The sequence below is a fragment of the Streptomyces sp. SudanB5_2050 genome, from assembly GCF_964272335.1.
GTDB classification, from domain to species: domain Bacteria; phylum Actinomycetota; class Actinomycetes; order Streptomycetales; family Streptomycetaceae; genus Streptomyces; species Streptomyces rochei.
Genome location: NZ_OZ186760.1, coordinates 7,034,455 through 7,056,003, shown reverse-complemented (window position 1 = coordinate 7,056,003; position 21,549 = coordinate 7,034,455). Strand labels below are relative to the sequence as shown.

The 21,549-nt window shown below is 73.7% G+C and carries 17 protein-coding genes; 11 read left to right on the top strand and 6 right to left on the bottom strand.

The window, feature by feature from the left end; all coding sequences use genetic code 11:
* Positions 1-65 precede the first annotated feature (65 nt).
* Positions 66-2,222, top strand: coding sequence for a SpoIIE family protein phosphatase (locus ACFZP7_RS30945; RefSeq protein WP_385637225.1), 2,157 nt, complete (start codon positions 66-68; stop codon positions 2,220-2,222).
* 586 nt (positions 2,223-2,808) lie between these two features.
* Here the strand turns inward: ACFZP7_RS30945 and ACFZP7_RS30940 are convergent.
* A complete protein-coding gene (locus ACFZP7_RS30940) occupies positions 2,809-4,191 on the bottom strand; it encodes a S1 family peptidase (RefSeq protein WP_385637222.1) in 1,383 nt (460 codons plus the stop codon).
* A gap of 580 nt (positions 4,192-4,771) precedes the next feature.
* On the opposite strand from ACFZP7_RS30940, the gene ACFZP7_RS30935 reads away from it, so the two are divergent.
* From ACFZP7_RS30935 to ACFZP7_RS30895, 9 genes are all read left to right on the top strand, one after another.
* The gene (locus ACFZP7_RS30935) at positions 4,772-4,987 is read left to right on the top strand and encodes a hypothetical protein (RefSeq protein WP_019327743.1); all 216 of its coding nucleotides are present in this window, start codon (positions 4,772-4,774) and stop codon (positions 4,985-4,987) included.
* Positions 4,988-5,085: 98 nt separating this feature from the next.
* The gene (locus ACFZP7_RS30930) at positions 5,086-5,892 is read left to right on the top strand and encodes an HlyD family efflux transporter periplasmic adaptor subunit (RefSeq protein ID WP_046250083.1); all 807 of its coding nucleotides are present in this window, start codon (positions 5,086-5,088) and stop codon (positions 5,890-5,892) included.
* Positions 5,889-8,114, top strand: coding sequence for an NHLP family bacteriocin export ABC transporter peptidase/permease/ATPase subunit (locus ACFZP7_RS30925; RefSeq protein WP_385637220.1), 2,226 nt, complete (start codon positions 5,889-5,891; stop codon positions 8,112-8,114). The genes ACFZP7_RS30930 and ACFZP7_RS30925 overlap by 4 nt, the downstream gene beginning before the upstream one ends.
* A 1-nt stretch (position 8,115) precedes the next feature.
* Complete coding sequence (locus tag ACFZP7_RS30920; protein WP_385637218.1) at positions 8,116-10,971, top strand: NHLP bacteriocin export ABC transporter permease/ATPase subunit; 2,856 nt, start codon at positions 8,116-8,118, stop codon at positions 10,969-10,971.
* Between the two features lie 74 nt (positions 10,972-11,045).
* Positions 11,046-12,056, top strand: a complete 1,011-nt coding sequence (locus ACFZP7_RS30915) for a hypothetical protein (protein ID WP_062133573.1) — start codon at positions 11,046-11,048, stop codon at positions 12,054-12,056.
* Positions 12,057-12,111: 55 nt separating this feature from the next.
* The gene (locus ACFZP7_RS30910; protein ID WP_030975739.1) at positions 12,112-12,291 is read left to right on the top strand and encodes a hypothetical protein; all 180 of its coding nucleotides are present in this window, start codon (positions 12,112-12,114) and stop codon (positions 12,289-12,291) included.
* A 60-nt stretch (positions 12,292-12,351) separates the two neighbouring features.
* Positions 12,352-13,383 carry an iron-containing redox enzyme family protein gene (locus ACFZP7_RS30905; protein ID WP_127444843.1) on the top strand — a complete coding sequence of 344 codons (1,032 nt, stop codon included), beginning with the start codon at positions 12,352-12,354 and terminating at the stop codon, positions 13,381-13,383.
* 30 nt (positions 13,384-13,413) lie between these two features.
* The gene (locus ACFZP7_RS30900) at positions 13,414-14,058 is read left to right on the top strand and encodes a HemK2/MTQ2 family protein methyltransferase (protein ID WP_031015894.1); all 645 of its coding nucleotides are present in this window, start codon (positions 13,414-13,416) and stop codon (positions 14,056-14,058) included.
* Complete coding sequence (locus ACFZP7_RS30895; RefSeq protein WP_030975734.1) at positions 14,039-14,269, top strand: CDGSH iron-sulfur domain-containing protein; 231 nt, start codon at positions 14,039-14,041, stop codon at positions 14,267-14,269. Before ACFZP7_RS30900 ends, ACFZP7_RS30895 begins: the two co-directional genes overlap by 20 nt.
* 149 nt (positions 14,270-14,418) lie before the next feature.
* Here ACFZP7_RS30895 and ACFZP7_RS30890 read toward each other — a convergent pair whose 3' ends face one another.
* Positions 14,419-14,853: a protease inhibitor gene (locus ACFZP7_RS30890; protein WP_220670901.1), complete on the bottom strand. Its 435-nt coding sequence runs from the start codon at positions 14,851-14,853 to the stop codon at positions 14,419-14,421.
* Positions 14,854-15,212: 359 nt separating this feature from the next.
* Here ACFZP7_RS30890 and ACFZP7_RS30885 point away from each other — a divergent pair, with 359 nt between their 5' ends.
* Positions 15,213-16,382, top strand: coding sequence for a lactate 2-monooxygenase (locus tag ACFZP7_RS30885; RefSeq protein WP_385637214.1), 1,170 nt, complete (start codon positions 15,213-15,215; stop codon positions 16,380-16,382).
* A 170-nt stretch (positions 16,383-16,552) separates the two neighbouring features.
* Here the strand turns inward: ACFZP7_RS30885 and ACFZP7_RS30880 are convergent, their stop codons facing one another.
* The 4 genes from ACFZP7_RS30880 to ACFZP7_RS30865 form a co-directional block, all read right to left on the bottom strand.
* Positions 16,553-18,145, bottom strand: coding sequence for an RICIN domain-containing protein (locus ACFZP7_RS30880; RefSeq protein WP_385637211.1), 1,593 nt, complete (start codon positions 18,143-18,145; stop codon positions 16,553-16,555).
* Positions 18,146-18,438: 293 nt separating this feature from the next.
* Positions 18,439-18,816 carry a hypothetical protein gene (locus ACFZP7_RS30875; protein WP_019327731.1) on the bottom strand — a complete coding sequence of 126 codons (378 nt, stop codon included), beginning with the start codon at positions 18,814-18,816 and terminating at the stop codon, positions 18,439-18,441.
* Between the two features lie 3 nt (positions 18,817-18,819).
* The gene (locus ACFZP7_RS30870) at positions 18,820-19,068 is read right to left on the bottom strand and encodes a hypothetical protein (protein WP_030975726.1); all 249 of its coding nucleotides are present in this window, start codon (positions 19,066-19,068) and stop codon (positions 18,820-18,822) included.
* A 101-nt stretch (positions 19,069-19,169) separates the two neighbouring features.
* A complete protein-coding gene (locus ACFZP7_RS30865) occupies positions 19,170-21,413 on the bottom strand; it encodes a glycoside hydrolase family 9 protein (protein ID WP_385637208.1) in 2,244 nt (747 codons plus the stop codon).
* Positions 21,414-21,549 lie beyond the last annotated feature (136 nt).

Genomic DNA, 21,549 nt, shown 5'->3' with positions numbered 1-21,549 from the left:
ACCGTGCGGTACGGGCTCCCGGGGAGGAGATTTGAACCGGGGCCACGGTGCGGCCGTGCGAGGAGGTGGTCGGTGTGTCCGACGAGCGGTCGTCGTCACCGGCGCGGGTCGCCGCGCCGGACCCGGCCGACCGGCCGGTGCTCTCCCTGGCGCTGGCGGCCATGCTGGAGGACGTACGGGCCCACTCCGGCGCGGTGTACCTGCTGGGCGCCGATCCGCCGGTCCTGGAGATGGCGGTGATGGCCGGGCTGCCGAGGGCGTTCGCGGCCCCTTGGGAGCGGGTGACGCTGCACGCCCCGGTGCCGGTGGCGGACGCCGTGCGCGAGCGGCGGCTGGTCTGGGTCCGGGACGGCGAGGAGATGGCGCGGCGCTATCCCAGGGTCGCCGTGGTGCTGCCCTACCCGTTCTCGCTGGCCGCGCTCCCCCTCGCCACGGACACCACGGCGTACGGTGCCGTCTTCCTGACCTGGCCCGGTGCGCGCGACGCCGACTTGTCCCCGGGTGAGCGCGAGCGCCTCACGGCGGCCTGCGGGCGGCTCGCCACGCGGTTGGAGAGCGCGGCGGAGGCGAACCTCCCCGTGCACCCCGAGCCCGATCTGCTGGCCGCGCCGGTGGTCGGGGGCGTGCCCGGAACGCTCGGCGCCCTGGAGGCCGTACGGATGGTGGGGCGGCTGCCGTACGGCCTGTGCTCCCTCGACCTGCACGGCAGGGTCGGCTACGCCAATCCGGCGGCGGCCGATCTGCTGGACGTGCCGGTCTCCCGGCTGATCGGCAGCCGGCTGTGGACGGCGGTGCCGTGGCTCGACGACCCGGTGTACGAGGACCGCTACCGGGCGGCGCTGCTCAGCCAGGAGACGACGTCGTTCGTCGCGCTGCGGCCACCGGGCCGGTGGCTGTCGTTCCGGCTCTACCCGACCCGCACCGGACTGAGCGTCCGGATCAGCCGCGCCCGCGGCGTGTCACGGCCGAGGCCGGGCGGCCCCCTGGCCGAGGACGCCGTGCCGCCGGCCCGGCTGGTGACCGTCTCCCGGGTGGTGAGCCTGACCGGCGCGCTGTCCGAGGCGGTGGGCGTGCGGGACGTGGTGCAGCTGATCGCGGACGAGATCGCCCCGACCGTGGGCAGCCAGGGCCTGGTCGTCCTCGGCTCGCGGGCCGGCCGGCTGCACGTGCTGGGGCATCGCGGCTATCCCGACCCGGCGGTCGCCGAACGCTTCGACGGCACCCCGCTCACCGAACGGCTCCCCGGCACGCAGGTCCTGCGGACGGGGGTGCCCGCGTTCTTCGAGTCCTGGGAGCAGCTCGAACGCCTGTACCCGGCCCGGCGGGGCACCCACGACGGCTTCGCCGCGTGGGCGTTCCTGCCGCTGATCGCCTCCGGGCGGCCGGTGGGCACCTGCGTCCTGGCCTACGAGCGGCCGCACTCCTTCACCACGGAGGAACGGGCGATCCTGACCAGCCTGGCCGGGCTGGTGGCCCAGGCCCTGGACCGGGCCCTGATCTACGACGCGAAGCACCGGCTGGCCCACGGGTTGCAGGACGCCCTGCTGCCGCACTCGCTGCCCGCGCTGCCCGGCATCGAGGCGGCGGCCCGTTATCTGCCGGCCACCCGCGGCATGGACATCGGCGGCGACTTCTACGACCTCGTCCCGGCCCGGGGTTCGGCGGCGGCGGTGATCGGGGACGTGCAGGGCCACAATGTGACGGCGGCCGGACTGATGGGGCAGGTGCGCACGGCGGTCCGCGCCTACACGGCGGTCGGCCAGGCGCCCGAGGAGGTGGTGCGCGGCACCAACCGGCTGCTGATCGACCTGGGCACCGAGCTGTTCGCCAGCTGTCTGTATCTGCGGCTGGAGCCGGGGCGCGGGCGGGTGGTGCTGGCGCGGGCCGGCCATCCGCCGCCGCTGCTGCGCCGTCCGGACGGCGCGGTGGACGTGCTCGACGTCCCCGGCGGCCCCTTGCTGGGCATCGATCCGTCGGCCGACTATCCGCGCACCGAGGTGGAGTTGGCCCCGGGCTCCCTGCTCGCCCTCTACACCGACGGCCTCGTCGAGTCCCCCGGCGTCGACTTCGACGACGCCCTCGCCGGCCTGGGGCGGCGGCTGGCCGTGGCCGGGGAGCTGCCGCTGGAGGAGCTGGCCGACCGGCTGGTGCGGCACGCGGCGGACGCGGAGGAACGGCCCGACGACATCGCGCTGATGCTGCTGCGGGCACCGGTTGCGTGACGCGGGGCGGGGCAGCCGCGCCGGGGGCGGAGGGCGGGGCGGGGGCATGCGCAGCCTGGGGGGGAGGGCGGGGCGGGGGCACGCGCAGCGTGGAGGGAGGGCGGGACGAGGGCATGCGCACCCTGGACTGAGGGCGAGACGCGAACGGCTGGACGCCAACAGCCGTGCCGTGGAAGGACGTCGGGAGGCCAGCACCGCGCCGTGAACGAACGGCGGGACGCCAACAGTCATGCCGTGGGCGAATGGCGGACGCCCCCACCCGCGCCGTGGATGAGCGGCGGGACGCCAACACCCCTGCCATAGACGAACGGCGAAGCCCAGCACCACGCCGTGGACGAGCGGCGGGACGCCAACACCCGCGCCATGGACGAGCGACGAGACGCCAACAGTCGCGCCGTGGACAAGCGACGAGACGCCCCCACCCACGCCGTGGACGAGTGGCGGGCCCACGGGCAGGGCGCCCGTGCGAGGGCCGGGCACGGGCGGGGTCCCGGCTCGGAGTGCGGCCGTGGACGCGTGCGGGGCCGGCCCTTCCGCCGGAGGGCCGGCCCCTGCTGTGGGGGCCGCGGGCGTCCGGGCCGGGCGGTCAGCCGGTGGGTCCGGAGCCCGCGGCGGCACCGGCTCCCGTGCCGTCACCGAGGTCTCCGGGGTCACCGGAGACACCGGCGTCACCCGGGCCGCCGACCTCGTCGCCGTCCGCGCCCGCTCCGGTACCCCCGCCGGCGTCCTCCCCGGCCTGTCCGGTGCCGCCGCCGTCGGCGTCCGCGCCCCCGGCGTTCTCCTCGCCCGCCTGGTCGGCCGCGCCGGCGCCTCCGTCCCCGGCCTGTCCGGCACCGGTGCCGGCGCCGGTGCCGTCGCCCAGGGTCGCGCCGACGGCCTCCAGGGCGGTGGTGACCGGCTGGAAGAAGGTCTCGCCGCCGACCGTGCAGTCGCCGCTGCCGCCCGAGGTCAGGCCGACGGCCAGGCCGTCCTGGGTGAACAGGGGGCCGCCGCTGTCGCCCGGTTCGGCGCACACGTTCGTCTGGATGAGGCCGGTGACCGTGCCCTCGGGATAGTTGACGGTGGCGTCCAGGCCGAGGACCTGCCCGTCGGCCAGCCCGGTCGTGCTGCCCATCCGGAAGACCTGCTGACCCACCGTCGCCTCGGCGGCCCGGCCGATCGGGACGGCCTGGTCCCCGAGGTCGACCTCGCTCGGCGCCTGGGTCGCCGGGTCGTCGTACCGGACGAGCGCGAAGTCCCCCTCGCCGGGGAAGACCGCCTGGTCGACGGTGGCCGTCGGCGGCCCGTCCTGCGCCTCGGACCACTGGTCGTCCGCGACGCCGCAGTGACCGGCCGTCAGGAAGGCCGGGGCGCCGTCGCCCGCGGTGACGTTGAAGCCGAGCGAGCAGCGCGCGCCGCCGCCGAAGATGGCGTCGCCGCCCGAGGCGAAGGTCTTGAAGGTGCCGGGGGACTGCTTGAGGGTCGCCATGCCGGTGCCGAGCCCCTGGACGGTGGACTCCAGCCGGTCCCACTCGGCGCCGGTGACCGTGCTGTCGGCGGTCACCAGGATTTTGTTGGTACGGGGGTCGATCGCCCACGAGGTGCCCGGGATGGTCGCCCGCGACTTCAGGGTCCGGGCGCCGTCGCGCAGCTCGCCCATCGTGTTGTCGACCTCGCGGACCTCCGCGCCCGCCTTCTCGGCCCGCACGACGACCTGGTCGTCGTCGCCGGGTACGACGTTGACGACGAGCCGCTGCTCGTCGGCGTCGTAGTAGGAGCCGGCGAAGGCGTCACCGAGCAGACCGGCGAGCCGCGAGGCGAGGTCCGGCGCGTCCGCCGCCTTGAGCGTCCTCGGCGCCGCCGCGTCGTCGGAAGAGCCGCCGTCCTGGGAGGCGTTGGCGCTGGGCAGCAGGACGGCGGCCGCGCCGAGCGCCACCACACCGCCCGCCGCCATCGCGGCCCTGCGCTTCGGAATTCGCTTGTGACTCAACCTTCTCGACCTCCTGGGACGGGGTCCGTGCCGCCGGGCCGGCGGCTGTCGGGGGCGCCTGGACGGCTGTTGATACGCACCGCCCGGACGGCGTGTTCACGAAAGCCGCGCGATCGGAACGGATCGACACCCTCCGCATCCGGTCGGCGACGCTCCGTTCCGGACGCGGAGCGGAATCGCCGCTTCAGCGAATCTGCACATCGAATGCCCAACCCGGTCACTCCCGTCGGCGGATCTGCACAAGCCCACGGCCCCGCGCACGCCTTTGGGGCGGGAGTGCCGGATTCACCGCCGCGCGGGCAAGGGGTCGCGCCGGCCGATGCGGTCCCCGGTGTGAAGAAGTCGCCGCGAAGGCGTGCGCGAGCCTGCACGCTTGGGCGCGCGGGCGTCGCAAGTTCCCTGGTGGGAGGGGGTGATTGATTGGAAGGGCGGACCGGCCCCGTGCTTTGATCCATCGCACCGCGGGGGCCGCGGAGGGCTCCGGAAACGGGCGCCCGGCGCCCGCGGTCGCGGCCGTCATCTGTCCCCAGAGGGGGCCGCTCCCCCCTTGTGAAATGGCTATACGAAGGGAAGTTCCATCATGAACTCCACCCCCCAGGTCGAGACCGTCGAGATCTCCGACGCCGACCTCGACAACGTCTCCGGCGGCCTGAACGTGAACGCCGTCGGCACCGTCACCGGCCTGGTGGACGGCATCGCCCCGGTCTCCGGCCTGGTCAACACCGCCGTCGGCACCGTCGAGGGCGTCACCGGCCTGAACACGGCCCCGGTCACCAACCTGGTCGCCGGTCTCTGATCGCGCCCTTGTGCCGCTGAGTCCCGGAGCCCTCCAGGCTCCGGGGCTTTTCGGCGGTTCACCCGCAGCGCCTCGCAAGACCCTGGGAAGTCACCGACGTGCAGTTCCGCCAACAGGCCCTCGCCAAGCTCCAGTCACCGGAGGAGCTGGACCTCCCGGTGCGTCTCGCCCGCCCGCAGGGCTGGCTGGTGCTCTCCGTGACCGTGGTCGCCATGGCCGCCGCGTCCGTGTGGGCGGTGGGCGGTTCGGTGACCTCCACGGTGAGCGCGCCCGCCGTCCTCACTCACGGCCAGGGCAGTTACCTCCTGCAGAGCCCCGTCTCCGGCCAGGTCACCGCGGTCCTCGCGCGCCAGGGACAGCGGCTGCCCGCCGGCTCCCCCGTGCTGAGGGTGCGCACGGACGACGGCGAGACGGTGGTCCGCACCATCGACGCGGGGCGGGTCAGCGCGCTCGCCGCCACCGTCGGGCAGATCATCGGGACCGGCGCCAACGTCGCCTCCGTCGAGAAGGTGGCCCACGCCGACGATCCGCTCTACGCCACCGTCTACGTCCCCGCCGAGAACGCCGCCGCCATCCCCGCGCACGCCTCCGTCGACCTCACCGTCCAGTCGGTGCCGGCCCAGCAGTACGGCGTCCTGCACGGGGAGGTGCAGTCGGTGGACCGCTCGGCGCAGTCGGCGCAGTCCATCGCCGCGTTCCTCGGGGACAGCCAGCTCGGCGAGCAGTTCACCGAGGAGGGCAGGCCGGTGGCCGTGACGGTCCGGCTGGACACCTCGGAGTCCACGAAGAGCGGCTACGCGTGGTCGTCCGCGGACGGACCCCCGTTCGCCCTCACCTCCATGACCATGGCCACCGGTTCCATCCGGCTGGCCGATCAGCGTCCCGTCGATTGGCTGCTGCCGTGAGCACCGCACAGGAGACCCGGGGCAGGCGCCGTGCCGCCCCGCCCAAGCGCACGGCGCCCAAGGCGCGGGCCAGGACGGTCCGCACGCCCACCGTGCTCCAGATGGAGGCCGTGGAGTGCGGGGCCGCCTCCCTCGCCATGGTCCTCGCCCACTACGGGCGGCACGTGCCGCTGGAGGAGCTGCGCATCGCCTGCGGCGTCTCCCGCGACGGCTCGCGCGCCAGCAACCTGCTCAAGGCGGCCCGGAGTTACGGCCTCACCGCCAAGGGCATGCAGATGGACCTGGCCGCACTCGCGGAGGTGACGGCGCCGGCCATCCTGTTCTGGGAGTTCAACCACTACGTCGTCTACGACGGCATGGGGCGTCGATTCGGCCGCCGCGGGGTGTTCGTCAACGACCCCGGCAAGGGCCGCCGTTTCGTCTCCCTGGAGGACTTCGACGGGTCGTTCACCGGCGTGGTGCTGACCATGGAGCCCGGCGACGGCTTCACCCGGGGCGGTCGCAGGCCGGGCGTGCTCGGCGCGATGCCGGCCCGGCTGCGCGGCACCGCGGGCACGCTCCCCGCCGCCCTGCTGGCCAGTCTGCTGCTGGTGGCGGTCGGCGCGGCGGTGCCCGCGCTCAGCCGCACCTACATCGACATGTTCCTGATCGGCGGGCAGACCTCGCTGCTCGGGGTGCTGTTCGCGTCGATGGCGGCGTGCGTGCTGCTCACGGTGGTGCTGACCTGGCTCCAGCAGGCGAACCTGCTGCACGGCCGGATCATCTCCTCGACGCTCTCCAGCGCCCGCTTCCTGCGCCACCTGCTGCGGCTGCCGGTCACCTTCTTCTCCCAGCGCAGCCCGGCCGACCTCGTGCAGCGCCTCCAGTCGAACGACGCCGTCGCCGAGACGCTGGCCCGCGACCTCGCCGCGGCGGGCGTGGACGCGATCGTGGTCGTCCTGTACGCCGTGCTGCTGTACACGTACGACCCGCAGCTCACCTTCGTCGGGATCGGCGTGGCGCTGCTCAACATCCTCGCCATGCGGATCGTGATCCGGCTGCGCGCGACCCGCACGGCGAAGCTGCGGGCGGACACGGCGCGGCTGACCAACACCGCGTACACCGGCCTCCAGCTCATCGAGACGATGAAGGCGACCGGTGGCGAGGACGGCTACTTCCGCAAGTGGGCGGGGCAGCACGCCACCACGCTGGAGGAGCAGCAGCGGCTCGGGGTGCCGAGCGCCTGGCTGGGCGTGGTGGCGCCGACGCTCGCGACGCTCAACAGCGGGCTGATCCTGTGGATCGGCGGTCTGCGCGCGGTCGAGGGGCACATCTCGGTCGGCCTGCTCGTCGCCTTCCAGGCGCTGGTGGTCCGCTTCACGGCCCCGCTGACCCGGCTGAACGGCGTCGCGGGCCGCATCCAGGACTTCGCGGCCGACGTGGCACGGCTGAAGGACGTGGAGAACTTCCGTGCCGACCCGCTCTACGACCGTCCGGGCGGCGCCGGCGACTCCACCCGCAGGCTCCGCGGGCACGTCGAGCTGCAGAACGTCTCCTTCGGCTACAACCCCCTCGACGAGCCCTTGCTGACCGGCTTCGACCTGACCGTCGGGCCGGGGCGGCAGGTGGCGCTGGTCGGCGGATCGGGCAGCGGCAAGTCCACGGTGTCCCGGCTGATCTCGGGCCTGTACGCCCCCTGGGACGGCGTCATCCGCATCGACGGACAGCGTCTGGAGGACATCCCGCGCGGGGCGCTCGCGTCCTCCGTCTCCTTCGTCGACCAGGACGTGTTCCTCTTCGAGGGCACCGTGCGCGACAACGTGGCGCTGTGGGACCCCTCGATCCCCGACGACGCCGTGGTGGAGGCCCTGCGGGACGCCGCCCTCCACGACGTGGTGATGCGCCGGCCGGGCGGCATCCACAGCAGGGTGGAGCAGGACGGCCGCAACTTCTCCGGCGGTCAGCGTCAGCGGCTGGAGATCGCGCGGGCCCTGGTGCGCCGGCCGAGCATCCTCGTCCTCGACGAGGTGACCAGCGCGCTGGACGCGGAGACCGAGCTGGTGGTCATGGACAACCTGCGCCGGCGCGGCTGTGCCTGCGTGGTGATCGCGCACCGGCTGAGCACCGTGCGGGACAGCGACGAGATCGTCGTGCTGCGGCACGGCACGGTCGTCGAGCGCGGACGGCACGAGGAACTGCTGGCACGCGGCGGCACGTACGCGGCACTGGTCAGGGAGCGGTGAGATGACTGCCGTGCACGAAGGTCAGGGCGATCTCGTCCTCGGGGCGCTCGGCTCGCTGGGCACCCGCGTCGACTGCGCCGGGTTCGGCCGCCTCGACCTGGAGGGGCCGCAGGTCCTGTGGCTGGTGGCGTCCGGGGCGCTGGACCTGTTCGCGGTGGACGCCGGTGAGCAGGGGCACTGGCACCACCTGGGCCGCCTGGAGGCCGGCTCGGTGCTGCTCGGCCCGGTCGCCGGGCCCCGGCACACCCTGGTCGCCCGCCCGCTGCGGGACTGCGTGGTGCACCGCATCGCACTGCGCGAGCTGTACCAGCCGGCGCACACCCAGACGTGGTCGTACGACGAGTACGGCAATCCGCAGTACGTTCCGCCGCGGACGAGCCCGCTGGAGTACGCCCTCGCCCTCGGCGTGGGCCGCGGTCTGACCGTCCTCTTCCAGGCGCCGATGGCCGCCGAACAGGCCACGGCCCACGGCGGCTCCCCCGCGCGGGCGCACGCCGGCGTGGGCGACGACGACGTGTTCTGGATGCAGGTGCCGCCCGGCAGCGTGCAGTACGGGGCGGTGTACGGCGAGGAGGCCGCGGCCGACCTGCTGATGGACCCGGCGCTGTGGCAGAGCATGGTCGACCAGCAGCACCGGCTGCTGACCACGCTGGACCGCTGGATCGAGCAGCTGGAACGCACCCACGAGACCCGTACCGCCGCCGGTATCAAGGCCGGTGAGGCGGTGCGCGCCCGGGCCGACCGGACGCTGCTGGCCTCCATCGGCAAGCGGTCGGGGCAGCGGAGCACCGCCGCCGACGCCGACGCCACGTACGCGGCGTGCCGGCTCGTCGCCCGGGCCGCCGGGATTCCGCTCGCCGAACCCGCGCGCAACGGCACGGAGAGCGACCGGATCGATCCGGTGGAACGGATCGCCGTCGCCTCGCGCGTGCGCACCCGGACCGTGCGGCTGGACGGCCGCTGGTGGCGGGACGACGTCGGTCCGCTGGTCGGTCACCGGGCCCTGTCGGGGGCGCCGGTGGCGCTGCTGTGGCAGCGCGGCGGCTATGTGGCCGTCCATCCGGCGACCGGCCGCCGGACGCCGGTCGAGAAGGCGAACGCCGAGGAGTTCGAGCCGCGCGCGGTGATGTTCTACCGGCCGCTGCCGGAACGCCGGCTCGGCCCGCTGGGGCTGCTGCGGTTCTGTCTGCGGGGCACCCGCCGGGATCTGTCCGCGCTGCTGCTGGCGGGCCTGGTGACGGTGGCGCTCGGCGCGCTGGTGCCGGTCGCGACCGGCAAGGTGCTCGGGGAGTTCGTGCCGAAGGCCCAGACGGGGCTGATCGCGCAGGTGTGTCTCGCGGTGATGCTCAGCGGCGTCGTCGCGGCGGCCTTCATGCTGCTGCAGAACCTCACCGTCCTGCGGTTGGAGGGCCGCGTCGAGGCGACGCTCCAGCCGGCCGTCTGGGACCGGCTGCTGAGGCTGCCGACCACGTTCTTCACCGAGCGTTCCACCGGCGAACTGGCGAGCGCGGCCATGGGCATCAGCGCGATCCGCAGACTGCTGGCCGGGGTCGGACCGACGGTGGCGCAGTCGGTGACCGTCGGGGCGATGAATCTGGTGCTGCTGCTCTGGTACAGCGTCCCGATGGCGCTCGCGGCGATCGGCATGCTGGTGGTGGTGGCCGCCGTCTTCCTGGGGCTCGGGCTGTGGCAGGTGCGCTGGCAGCGGCGGCTGGTCCAGCTCACCAACAAGTTGAACAACCAGGCGTTCCAGACCCTGCGCGGGCTGCCCAAGCTGCGGGTGGCCGCCGCCGAGAACTACGCGTACGCGGCGTGGGCGGAGCAGTTCGCGCGCAGCCGTGAGCTCCAGCAGCGGGCCGGGCGGATCAAGAACCTCAACGCGGTGCTGGGCGCGGTGTACCTGCCGCTGTGCACGCTGCTGATGTTCATGCTGCTCGCCGGTCCCGCGCGGGGTTCGATGTCGGCGGCCGACTTCCTCACCTTCAACGCGTCGGTGACGATGCTGCTGACCTCCGTCACCCAGCTGACCGGGGCGTTCGTGTCGGCGGTGGCCGCGCTGCCGCTGTTCGAGGAGATCCGGCCGGTGCTGGACGCGACACCGGAGGTGCGGGCGGCCAGTACCCGGCCGGGTCCGCTGTCGGGCGCGATCGAGGCGCGGCGGCTGTCGTTCCGGTACAGCGACGACGGTCCGCTGGTCCTGGACGACGTCTCCTTCGAGGTGCGGCCGGGCGAATTCGTCGCGATCGTCGGCCCCAGCGGCTGCGGCAAGTCGACGCTGCTGCGGTTGCTGATCGGCTTCGACCGCCCGCTGTCGGGCAGTGTCCTGTACGACGGCCAGGACCTGGCCGCGCTGGACCAGTCCGCGGTACGCAGGCAGTGCGGGGTGGTGCTCCAGCACGCGCAGCCGTTCACCGGTTCGATCCTCGACGTCATCTGCGGCACCGAGCCGTACACGCCGGAGGAGGCGATGGCGGCGGCCGAGATGGCGGGGCTCGCGGAGGACATCCGGCGGATGCCGATGGGTCTGCACACCATCGTCTCGGGCAGCGGGGCGGTCTCCGGGGGGCAGCGGCAGCGGCTGATGATCGCGCAGGCGCTGATCCGCCGGCCGCGCATCCTCTTCTTCGACGAGGCGACCAGCGCCCTGGACAACGAGACGCAGCGCCGGGTGATCGAGTCGACCAAGGCCCTCGACGCCACCCGGGTGGTGATCGCGCACCGGCTGTCGACGGTGCTGGACGCCGACCGCGTGATCGTGATGGAGGACGGCAAGGTCGCCCAGCAGGGGCCGCCGGCGGAACTGCTCGCCGACACCGGCGGACGGCTGCACGAGCTGGTGCGGCGGCAGCTCGCCTGAGCCCCGGCGCGTGTTTCCGGCCGTACCCGGGCGGGCGGCCCTTGGACCGGCCGTAAATGGGTACCTGCGTCCTCATGCGTATCAGCGTGGTGGACGTGGGGTCGAACACGGTCCGTCTCATGGTGGCGGACGCGGAGGGCGGTGTACCGCTGCCGGTCCACACCGCGAAATGGCGGCTGCGGCTGTCGGAGCAGGTCAAGCCGGGCGGTGCGGTGCCCGAGGAGGCCGTGGAGCGGCTCGTGGCGGCGGTCGAGGGCGCGAGCCGGACCGCGGCCCGATGGGGGTCCTCGGCCCCGCTGGCCTTCGCGACGGCCGTGGTGCGCGCCGCGCCCAACCGGCGGGAGGTGCTGCGCACCGTCCGCGCCCGTACGGGTGTCGCCCTGTGCACGCTGCCGGGCGAGGTGGAGGCGGAGCTGACGTTCCTCGGTGCCCGGCGCTGGATGGGCTGGCGGTCCGGTCCGCTGGCGCTGCTGGACATCGGCGGCGGCTCGCTGGAGATCGCCTTCGGCCGCGGCCGGCTGCCCGACTTCGTCGCCTCGCTGCCGCTGGGCGCCGCCCGGCTGACCCACGAGTTCCTGGACGGTGGGGTGGACGCGCCGCCGCCGGAGCAGGTCCGGGCGCTGCGCCGCAGGGTCCGCCACCAGTTGCGGGACGTCGCGGCGCGGATCCGCTGGGAGGGGCCGCGCACCGCGGTGGCGACGTCGCGGACCTTCCAGCAGCTGGGCCGGCTGTGCGGGGCGCCGCCGGGCCGGCACGGCCCGTTCGTGGAGCGCCGGATGCGCTGCGCGGACCTGGGTGAGGCCGCGGACCGCCTCGCCACGCTGACCGCCGCCGAGCGGGCCCGGCTGCCGGGCATCTCGGCGCCGCGGGCGGCGCAGAGCCTGGCCGGGGCCGTGGTCGGGCACACCGCCATGAAGCTGACCGGCCTGGAGTCGGTAACCCTGTGCCCCTGGGCCATCCGCGAGGGTGTCCTGCTGCGGCACATCGAGGACGGTCCGGCCTGGTGGGCGGAGGTCACCCGCCACAACGACGAGGCGACCGCGGCGGCACCGGTGCCGCTGCGCGTCGCGAGCACATCGAGCTGACCGAGCCGAAGGACCGGGCCGCAGGGGTCCGGTCGTACGGAGGAAAGGAGCACCCGTGTCCCGGAACGGCGATGCCGACCACAAGTCCCCCGAGACCGCCATCGAGGAGGTTCTGCACGAGATCGCGGAGGCCCGGCCGCGCGACGCCGAGTCCGACGAGGGCCCGCGCCGGGGCGAGGCGGGGGACGCCACCTCGCCGAACACCGGGGCCCAGGAGGACGCCGAGGGAGAGTGACGTGTCACCCGTCCCGGCCGGGCAGGGGTGCCGCGGTGCCGGGCGGGTACTCGGCGTGCCATGGAGTACGACCGCGAAGGACCACAGTTGCCGACGGCCCGGGGCCCGATCTCCGCGGCCGTCGGCGCGTACCTGCTCGGGGCGGGTCCGCTGCCCGCCGCCGAGACCGTCGCCGAGGCCCCGCCGTACGGCGACGACCTGCAACTGGCCCTGTACCAGTGTTACGAGCTGCACTACCGGGGGTTCGCCGGCGTCTCCCCCGCTCTCGAATGGGACCCCGGCCTGCTGGGGACCCGGGCCGCGCTGGAGGACCGCTTCCTGTCCGCGCTGCGCGCCGACACCCCGGTGCACGACAGTGTCGCCGAGGCGGTCGGGGCGCTGCTGGTCGAACCCGTCGACGGGAAGGGCGTCAGTCACTTCCTCCGGGACGAGGGCGAGCTGTGGCAGCTGCGCGAGTACGCGGCCCAGCGCTCCCTCTACCACCTCAAGGAGGCCGACCCGCACGCCTGGGTGCTGCCGCGGTTGTGGGGGCGGGCCAAGGCGGCGATGGCGGCGGTGGAGTTCGACGAGTACGGCGGCGGCCGTGCCGAGCGGGTGCACGCCCGGCTGTTCGCTGACCTGATGACGGACCTGGGTCTGGACACCGCGTACGGCCGCCATCTGGACGCGGCGTCGGCCGAATGCCTGGCCACGGTGAACATGATGTCGCTGTTCGGCCTGCACCGGTCGCTGCGCGGCGCCCTGGTGGGCCACTTCGCGGCGGTCGAGATCACCTCGTCGCCCGGTTCACGGCGGCTCGCCGAGGCGATGCGCCGCACCGGCGCCGGACCCGCCGCCGAGCACTTCTACGACGAGCACGTCGAGGCCGACGCGGTGCACGAGCAGATCGTCCGGCACGAGGTGATCGACGGGCTCCTCGAGCAGGAGCCCTGGCTCGCCGCGGACGTCGCCTTCGGCATCGACGCCACCGGTTTCCTGGAGGACCGCTTCGGGGCCCGGCTGCTCGCCGACTGGCGTTGCGGCAGGTCGTCCCTGCGCACCCCGCTGCCCGACCCGCGGCACGCGGAGCACGAGGTGTCCCATACTTCGTGACCGGTGGGGTACCTGGGATCCGTGAATTTCATGGTGCTACCGGGCGTGTACGCCCCTCAGGAGGACACCGCCCTGCTGGCCGGGGCGCTGTCCGACGAGTCGCTCCCGCCGGGCGCGGCCGTGCTCGACGTGGGGACCGGATCGGGCGCCCTGGCCCTGGCGGCCGCCCGGCGGGGCGGCCGGGTGACCGCGGTGGACGTGTCCTGGCGCGCGGTGTGCGCCGCCCGGGTGAACGCCGCGCGGGCCGGGCTGCGCGTCCGTGTTCGGCACGGCAACCTCTTCACGCCCGTACGGGGCGAGACGTTCGATCTGGTGCTGGCCAATCCGCCGTACGTACCGGCCCCGGGCCGGGGCCGTGCGCCGCGCGGTGCGGCGCGGGCCTGGGACGCGGGCCACGACGGGCGGCTGGTGCTGGACCGGATCTGCGCCGAGGCGCCCGGCCTGCTGCGCCCCGGCGGGGTGCTGCTGCTCGTGCAGTCCGCCCTCAGCGATCCGGAGCGGACCGTGGGGCGCCTGCGGGAGGCCGGACTGAAGGCGGCGGTGACCCGGCGGCAGCGGATCGCCTTCGGTCCCGTGGTGCGCGGCCGGGAACGCTGGCTGCGCCAGCGCGGGCTGCTGTCCCTGGCCGACAACGAGGAGGAGCTGGTGGTCGTCCGTGCCGAACTCCCCGTCTGACGCCCCGCGCCGGGTCAAGGTCCAGCGCCGGGGGCCGCTGCTGGTGGAGGGCCCGGTGGAGGTGGAGCTGGAGGACGGCACGACGGTGTCCTCCGACCGTTTCCGGGTCGCGCTGTGCACCTGTCGCCGCAGTCGGCGCTATCCCTGGTGCGACACCAGTCACCGCGCCCGCTCGTCGGGCTCCGGCGACGGGCCCGCGGCGAAGGGCTGACCCTCTTATGACCCGCTTGATCCCGGAGAACGGCGGACGGCCCCACTCCGTCCGCCGTCCCCGGTGCGGGACCGCTTCCCGTCCGGCGGCGCCTCGCACTCCCCAGTAGCGAGCCGCCACTCGCGCCGCACGGGCGGCCGGTCCCGGTCCTAGAAGGTGAAGACGCCGGCGCTGCCCGCGTTCTTCACGCACTCGTTGGCGAAGGTGCGTTCGTAGGAGACGTGCCGGCCCTGCCAGACCCCGTCGACGGTGACCACCACGGGGTCGTACTCACGGGTGCAGAACACGCCGGGTTCCGCTCTCAGGGCGTCGAAGTCACCCCCCGCGCCGCGCAGTTCGGCGCAGGCCGACGCGGCGGCCGGGTGCGTGCCGGCCGCCTGCGGGGCGCAGGTCAGGGTGACCGCGCGTACCGGCGCGGCGGTGGCAGCGCTCTCTCCGTACCCCACGGTCAGCACCAGGGCCGAGGGGGCGTAGAGCGACGCGGGGGCGGTGGCCGGGGAGGCGAGGGAGGCCCCGGCGAGGGGCCCGCAGACGGCGGTGGCCGTCAGGCCCAGAGTCGCTGCCCAGCGCGCGGTGTTCCGCATTGTGTGCATCCTTCCGCTCGGGATGAGGGTGATCGCCGGCCCGGCCCGGTGGGTGCCGGAACGGCGAGCGCGAGTCTGCCGAGTCCGCCACCGAAACTCATCTCGACCCCACGGATTTCGGTAACCTTGCGTATTGAATCAGTGGCGCGAAGTCACAGAATTCGAACGTTCCAAGTCCGTAAGAGGCCGGTTCTTGATCGGTACTTCAGTCATGAACTGGCCGGATGGCGTGATCCCTTCGTTCGCCAATAGGCCGGAAACACCCCTGAAACATGCCCGTCTCCCCGACGGCACGGCCCGACATACTCACGGGTATGGTGCCGAAGGCGGCAACTCGACGACGAGAGGCGGGGCTTCGGATGGCCAAGCACTGGGCGGACTTCCAGTACGAGATCTACCTGAACGGGATGACCGGTGCCGTTCCGCGCCTGCCCACCGACCTGACGCGGCTGGAGGAGCTGACCGAGCGGCGCCTGGGCCCCGGTCCGGTCGGGTACGTCGCCGGCAGTGCCGGTGACGGCAGCACCGCGCGGGCCAACCGGGCGGCTCTCGACCGGCGCCGGATCGTGCCGCGCATGCTCCGCGACGTCCACGAACGTGACCTCGCGGTCGAGGTGCTGGGCCGTCGGTTGCCCGCCCCGTTGGCGCTCGCGCCGGTCGGCGTCCTGTCGATCATGCATCCGGACGCGGAGCCGGCCGCCGCCCGGGCCGCCGCCGCCCGGGGCGTGCCGTACGTCCTGTCCTCCGCGTCCAGCACCCCCATGGAGCAGGTCGCCGAGGCGATGGGCGACGGCGAGCGCTGGTTCCAGCTGTACTGGCCCAAGGACCGCGAGGTGGCCCGCAGTTTCCTGGGGCGGGCGAAGGCGGCGGGTTACAGCGCCTTGTTCGTCACCCTGGACACGCCGCTGCTGTCGTGGCGCCCGCGCGACCTCGACCAGGCGTACCTGCCGTTCCTGCACGGGGTGGGCACGGCGAACTACTTCTCCGACCCGGCCTTCCGGGCCGGCCTGGCGAAGCCGGTGCACGAGGATCCGAACGCGGCGGTGATGCACTTCGTCGGCATGTTCTCCGATCCCGCCAAGTCCTGGCCGGATCTGGCGTTCCTGCGCGAGAACTGGGACGGTCCGATCGTCCTCAAGGGCATCCTGCACCCGGACGACGCCCGGCTGGCCGCCGACGCCGGGATGGACGGCGTGGTGGTCTCCAATCACGGCGGCCGTCAGGTGGCCGGCTCCGTCGCCGCCGCCGACGCCCTGCCGCGTGTGGTGGAGGCGGTCGGCGACCGCCTCACCGTGCTGTTCGACAGCGGGGTGCGCACCGGCGACGACGTCTTCAAGGCGCTGGCCCTCGGCGCGCGGGCGGTGCTCCTCGGCCGTCCCTACGTCTACGGTCTGGCGCTGGACGGGCAGGCGGGCGTGGAGCATGTGATCCGCTGCCTGCTCGCCGAACTCGACCTGACCCTGGCCCTGTCGGGCCACGCCTCGCCGACGACCCCGGGCCCGGGCGACCTCGTCGAGGACCCCGCGTAGGGTCCCGGGGGCCCGCACAGGGGCCCGAGGCCCGGCACAGGGGCCCGAGGCCCCGCACAGGGGGCCGGGGTCCCGCACAGGGGGCCGGGGTCCCGCCGCCGCCCCGGCCCGGAGCACCGGCCCCCGTGCGTGCCGTGGCGACCGGGCGACCGGGCGACCGTGAGGCTCCCTCAGCCGCCCGGCAGCTCCACCGCGCGGGCGGCCGGGGTCTCGGTGCGGGCGACGGACAGGGAGCCGTCCACCGGTACCGGGTCGCTCCGCCAGCGCTGGGCGTCGGAGCCGTCGTGCACCTTGACGACCACATCGGCGTCCGGGGCGGTGGCGGTGGCCGCGAGGGCGAGCCCGCGCTGCCCGTGCGGCACCAGCTCACCCCGGTCGGTGAGGTCGTAGCGCACGTGGTCGCCCCGCTCGGTGCCCTCGTCGGCGCAGGTACCGAGAACGACGACCCCGGCGTCCGCCCGCGAGTCCAGACACAGCCCCGGATCGGCGGCGCTGCGCAGCAGTCCGTCGTCCTCCAGGGTCCACTGCTGGGTCCACGCCCCCGAACACTGCGCGAGGCGGGTCCCCACCCCGGCCCCGGGCTCGCCCCGGACGTCGAGGCAGAGGTCGGCGGCGACGTTGCGCAGCAGCGCCCGGTCCGCCGCCGTGGGCAGCCCGGCCGTGCCGGGCGGTTTCGGCCTGCTGGTGGCGGACGCCGTGCCTTCGTCCCCCGCGGCGCTGGTGGAGGCGGCGGGGTCGGCGCCTCCTCCGTCGTACGACCAGACGCTCACCACGAGCGCCACGGCCATCACGCCCGCCGACGCGGCGCCGAGCTGCCGCAGCACCGCCCGGCCGGAGCGCGGCCGGCCCAGGGGCACGGGCAACCGGGCCAGCAGACCCGGACGTCCGCCGCGGTGGCGGGCGCTTCCTCGGGCAAGGGTGCTCAGCCTCGCCCGTCCGGGACGGGAGTCGAGGTAGCGCCGGGCGCCCCAGCCGAGGACCGCTTCGGCGATCAGCGTGCCCAGCTCACGCTCGAAGTGGCCGAGCTGTTCGGCCGCGTGCCGGCAGTGGCGGCAGTCGGCCAGGTGCTTGCGGACGTCCGGCAGCAGGGTGCCGCCCCGGCGGATCGGCACGTCGAGGAGCCGGCCGTGGAAGCGGCAGTCCTGGGAGGGCGCGAGTTGCCGATGGGCGTCCAGACAGCCTTCGCGGAATTTCTCCCGAGCCTGTTCGAGAGTGATCGACGCGGTGTCGGTATCCATGCCGAGCAGACCGGCCGGGACAGCAATGTGTTCGGCTTCGACCTCCGTGTGCCAGAGCAAACAACGGGCCGGTCCCGGAAGTGACGCGAATGCCCGCGCGGCCAGGGTGCGGTTTTCCGGAATCATCGACTTCGCCGCCCGCATACCACGTCCGCCGGCGGGTTTGGCCAACGGGGGGAGAACGGCGGATATCCCCTCTTCCGCGGACCACTGGCGGACCGTGTCCCGTACGGCCACCAGCAGCCGAGGACGCAGGGCCGTGGCCTGCTCGCCCTCGGCCAGCCGGTCCAGCACCCGGTGCCAGGCGGCGCCGGCCACCATCGCCGTCACCTGGCCCGATGCGGCGAGACAGATGGTGGCGTAGTCGTGGGCGGGCTGCCAGTGCCGCGCCATGAGCAGGGCGGCGGCCCGGGAGCCTTCGCTCTCCGGACCGTCGCGCAGCCGCGCGGCGAGCAGTTCGTCGGACTCCCCGTGGTCCCCGCCCGAGGGCGGGTGTGCGGGACGAGGGGGGTGGGGGGTGGGCACTGGGGTCGTTCCTTCCCACGCGCGTGTGACACAGATGTTCCGGTCGCCGAAAAGGGACCACCGATTGGTGTATACCTTTTTACCGCGGTGTGGGGAGCGTGAATTCGCCACGGCGAAATCCGGTCTGGGTTTCTCAACGCGCGTGCGAGACCCGGCCTTTACCCCCCGCACGGGTGCTTCACTCTCGCACAAGCCTCTCATGGTCAACAAGGCGGACGGGTGACTTCGGCCCGCTTTGAAAGAAGGTCAGAATGCGCGGCGGCTCTCGCGGCGCGCGCCCGCTTCCGGCTTTCTCAGATCTGCCAGGAGCGCAGCCGGTCCGCCGCGCCGTAAACGTCGGCCTTGCCGGACATCAGGTCGCGCGCGAGGTCGACGAGGGCTCCGTAGGGCGGGTCGATCCCGACGTCGCTGGCGTACATGTAGGCGACGGCCGTGGCACAGGCGAAGCGGGCGTTGGCCGCGGGCAGCGGCTTGAGCACGGCGAGGGTGTGCAGCAGGGCGGCGGCCCGCCAGGCCGGGTCGGAGTCGACGCCGAGCCGGGGCGGGTCGACCCGGTGCCGGGCGACGGCGGCGACCAGCGCGGAGAAGTCGTTGATCGTGGGCTGCTCCGGCAGTACTTCCTCATGACGCTGGAGCAGCCAGGGCACGTCGATGTGCAGGACCGGTGCCATGGGTCAGGCGGCCCGCCCCTCGCCCCGGACGGGGGGCGGTTCGTCGTCGGGAAAGGCGGCGGCGAATTCGTCGGCGTGGGCCGAGAAGAACCGGCGGAACGCCTCCGCCCCCTCCTGAAGCGCCCGGTGCCGGGCTATGTCGGCGGCGGCGGCCTCCCGCACGAGCGCCTTCATCGACGTACCGCGTTCCTTGGCGATCTGCCGCAGGTCCTCGAGCTCGCGGTCGCTGAACTCCACGTTCAGAGCTGGCATGCCTCCCACGGTACCGCGCGGGTACTGACCAGTAAATAGGCCCAGGTCAGAGCAGTGATGCGACGGTACCGCGGGAGGCGGTCAGGGCAGCGACGGCAGGGTCAGCCCTGGTCCGCCACGAAGGAGGCCATCCGGGCCAGGGCGGCGTTCCAGTTGATGGTGTGCTCGTTGGTCGACCAGGACTGGATGTCGTCGATGAAGCAGAACTGGGCGACGCAGCCCTGGAGCTTGCTCTGCGCGTAGGGGTCCTGGATATTCGAGTTCGGGCCGCCGGAGAGGGTGCCGTCGGGCGGGGCCGGCAGCGACGGGTCGAGCTGCTTGGCGTACCAGCGGCTGTGCTGGTTGTGGGCGTTGACCTCGCCGTAGCCGGTGACGTACGACATGTTCAGCGCGTTGCGGCCCAGGATGTAGTCCATGCTCTGGAGCGCTCCGTCGCGGTACTTCGAGGCGCCGGTGATGTCGTAGGCGGTGGCCAGGACGACCGCGTTGTTGAGGATCTGGTGGCTGGAGCCCCAGTCGTAGACGTTGTCCTCGGGGGCGTAAGGCATGCCGTAGGGGTGTGCCCTCAGGGTGGCGAGGTACTTGTCGGCGCCCTGGACGACGGAGCGGCGCACCTGGTCCCGGCCGGGGAGCCGGTTCGGCACGGTCGCGAGGTCGAGGCGGGCGGCCGCCGCGGTGCGGGCCCAGTCGAAGCCGAGCGGGCCGAAGATGTCGGCGGTGTGGACCGGGGAGTTCAGCACGTACTCCCGGAAGTCCCGCTCCCCCGTCGTCAGATACAGCTCGGCCGCCGCCCAGTAGAACTCGTCGTCGACCCGGCTGTCGGGGTAGGCGCCGCCGCCGATGCCGTCGCTCTCGTCGGCGAGCACGTCCGGGTGGGCGAGCGCCGCCGCCCACGCCGTGCGGGCCGCGTCGAGCGCCTTCGCGGCGAACTCCCGGTCGTAGGGGCGGTAGAGGCGGGCCGCCTGCGCGGCCGTCGCGGCCAGGTTGAGGGTGGCCGCGGTGGTCGGCGGGTGCAGCTCGCGCTTCTGGGGATCGTCGCTGGGCAGCAGCGGCAGACCGGTCCACGCCTCGTCGTGGATCTTGTGGTGGGCCATGCCGGCCAGCGGCTGCCCCTGGGGCACCTGCATCTTCAGCAGGAAGTCCAGCTCCCAGCGGACCTCGTCGAGGATGTCCGGCACCTTGTTGCCGCTCTCCGGGATGGCGAGGGTGCCGTCGCCGAGCTTCGAGGGCTCGCCCGTGCGGGCGTGCAGCGAGCGCTCGTAGGTGCTGAGCAGCTCCCAGGTGGAGATGCCGCCGTTGACGACGTACTTGCCGTGGTCGCCGGCGTCGTACCAGCCGCCGGAGACGTCGAGGGTGTAGTCGCAGACGCCGGGCTGACAGGGGACCTCGGTGTCGCCCTGGTTGGGCGCCACGCCCACGTGTCCGGCCGGGCGGCCGTAGCCCGGGCGCAGCTCGTCGCTGATCGGGGTGCCGCTGCGCTGCGTGTAGTAGTACTTCGCGGAGTCGGTGCGCAGCCGCTCGTAGGCGGCGGTGCCGATGTCGAAGGGGCGGCTGGTCTCCCCGTCGGCGACCAGGGTGTAGCCCTCGCCGCGCTTCCCGTAGCGGCCGAAGTCGATCGAGTGGACGTTCTGCCCGGAGGAGGCGTCCACGCCGCGCGGCTCGCTCCGGCCGTGGGCGACGACGCGTCCGCGGTCGTTCTTCAGCTGCCAGCCCAGCGGCGAGGTCGCGTCGGTGACGACGGTGGCGTTCTTCGGGCCGGAGGGGAGGTAGCCGACCTGGTTGACGCGGACCCGCGGCCCGGTGTCGGGCTCGTACGGCTCGGGCGCGACCCCGCCCAGCAGCGACACGTCGTCCACGCAGAACCGCCAGGCGTCGGGCGTGCCGCCGAGCTGGAAGCCGACCTGGCCCTGGGTGGTGTCGACGGGCGAGGTGAAGGTGTACGAGTAGGTGTTGCCGGAGACGCTGAGCTGCGGGCTGACCTCGTGGTAGGTGTCGTACGGGGCGACCGAGAGGCCCACGATCGCACGGACCACGTGGTCGGCGGGCGCGCCGGTCGCGGTGAAGGAGAAGCGGTACGACTCCCCCGCCACCAGGGTGATGTCGTTCTGGCCGACGGCGGCGTCCCAGCGGTTGGCGGTGCCGCCCGGGGCGTCGGCGCACAGCCGGCCGTCGGTCACTGCCGCGGTGACGTTGCTGCTCGCCCACCAGGACTCGGTGCCGTTGTCGAATGTGCCGTTCCGCACCTGCTCGGTCTCCTCCGCGCCGGCCGGGGCGGCGGGCAGCGCGGTGACCGCCGCCGCCAGCAGCGCGGTCAGGGAGACGAGCGCGGTTCTGCGTCTTTTCACGTCTGGGCTCCTCGGGGGAGGTGCGAGTGGCGCTCACATGGAGGGAGCGGTCAGGAATGGGAGCGCTCCCAAATCGGTCGCAGGCCATGCTTGTGGCAGACATGACAGTCCGTCAACGGTCCGGACGGCACCGGTT

Coding starts and splice junctions, on each gene's coding strand:
- ACFZP7_RS30935 (WP_019327743.1), top strand. CDS start 4,772: ATGAACTCCACCCCCCAGGTCGAGACCGTCGAGATCTCCGACGCCGAC.
- ACFZP7_RS30920 (WP_385637218.1), top strand. CDS start 8,116: ATGACTGCCGTGCACGAAGGTCAGGGCGATCTCGTCCTCGGGGCGCTC.
- ACFZP7_RS30915 (WP_062133573.1), top strand. CDS start 11,046: ATGCGTATCAGCGTGGTGGACGTGGGGTCGAACACGGTCCGTCTCATG.
- ACFZP7_RS30905 (WP_127444843.1), top strand. CDS start 12,352: ATGGAGTACGACCGCGAAGGACCACAGTTGCCGACGGCCCGGGGCCCG.
- ACFZP7_RS30900 (WP_031015894.1), top strand. CDS start 13,414: ATGGTGCTACCGGGCGTGTACGCCCCTCAGGAGGACACCGCCCTGCTG.
- ACFZP7_RS30890 (WP_220670901.1), bottom strand. CDS start 14,853: ATGCGGAACACCGCGCGCTGGGCAGCGACTCTGGGCCTGACGGCCACC.
- ACFZP7_RS30885 (WP_385637214.1), top strand. CDS start 15,213: ATGGCCAAGCACTGGGCGGACTTCCAGTACGAGATCTACCTGAACGGG.
- ACFZP7_RS30875 (WP_019327731.1), bottom strand. CDS start 18,816: ATGGCACCGGTCCTGCACATCGACGTGCCCTGGCTGCTCCAGCGTCAT.
- ACFZP7_RS30870 (WP_030975726.1), bottom strand. CDS start 19,068: ATGCCAGCTCTGAACGTGGAGTTCAGCGACCGCGAGCTCGAGGACCTG.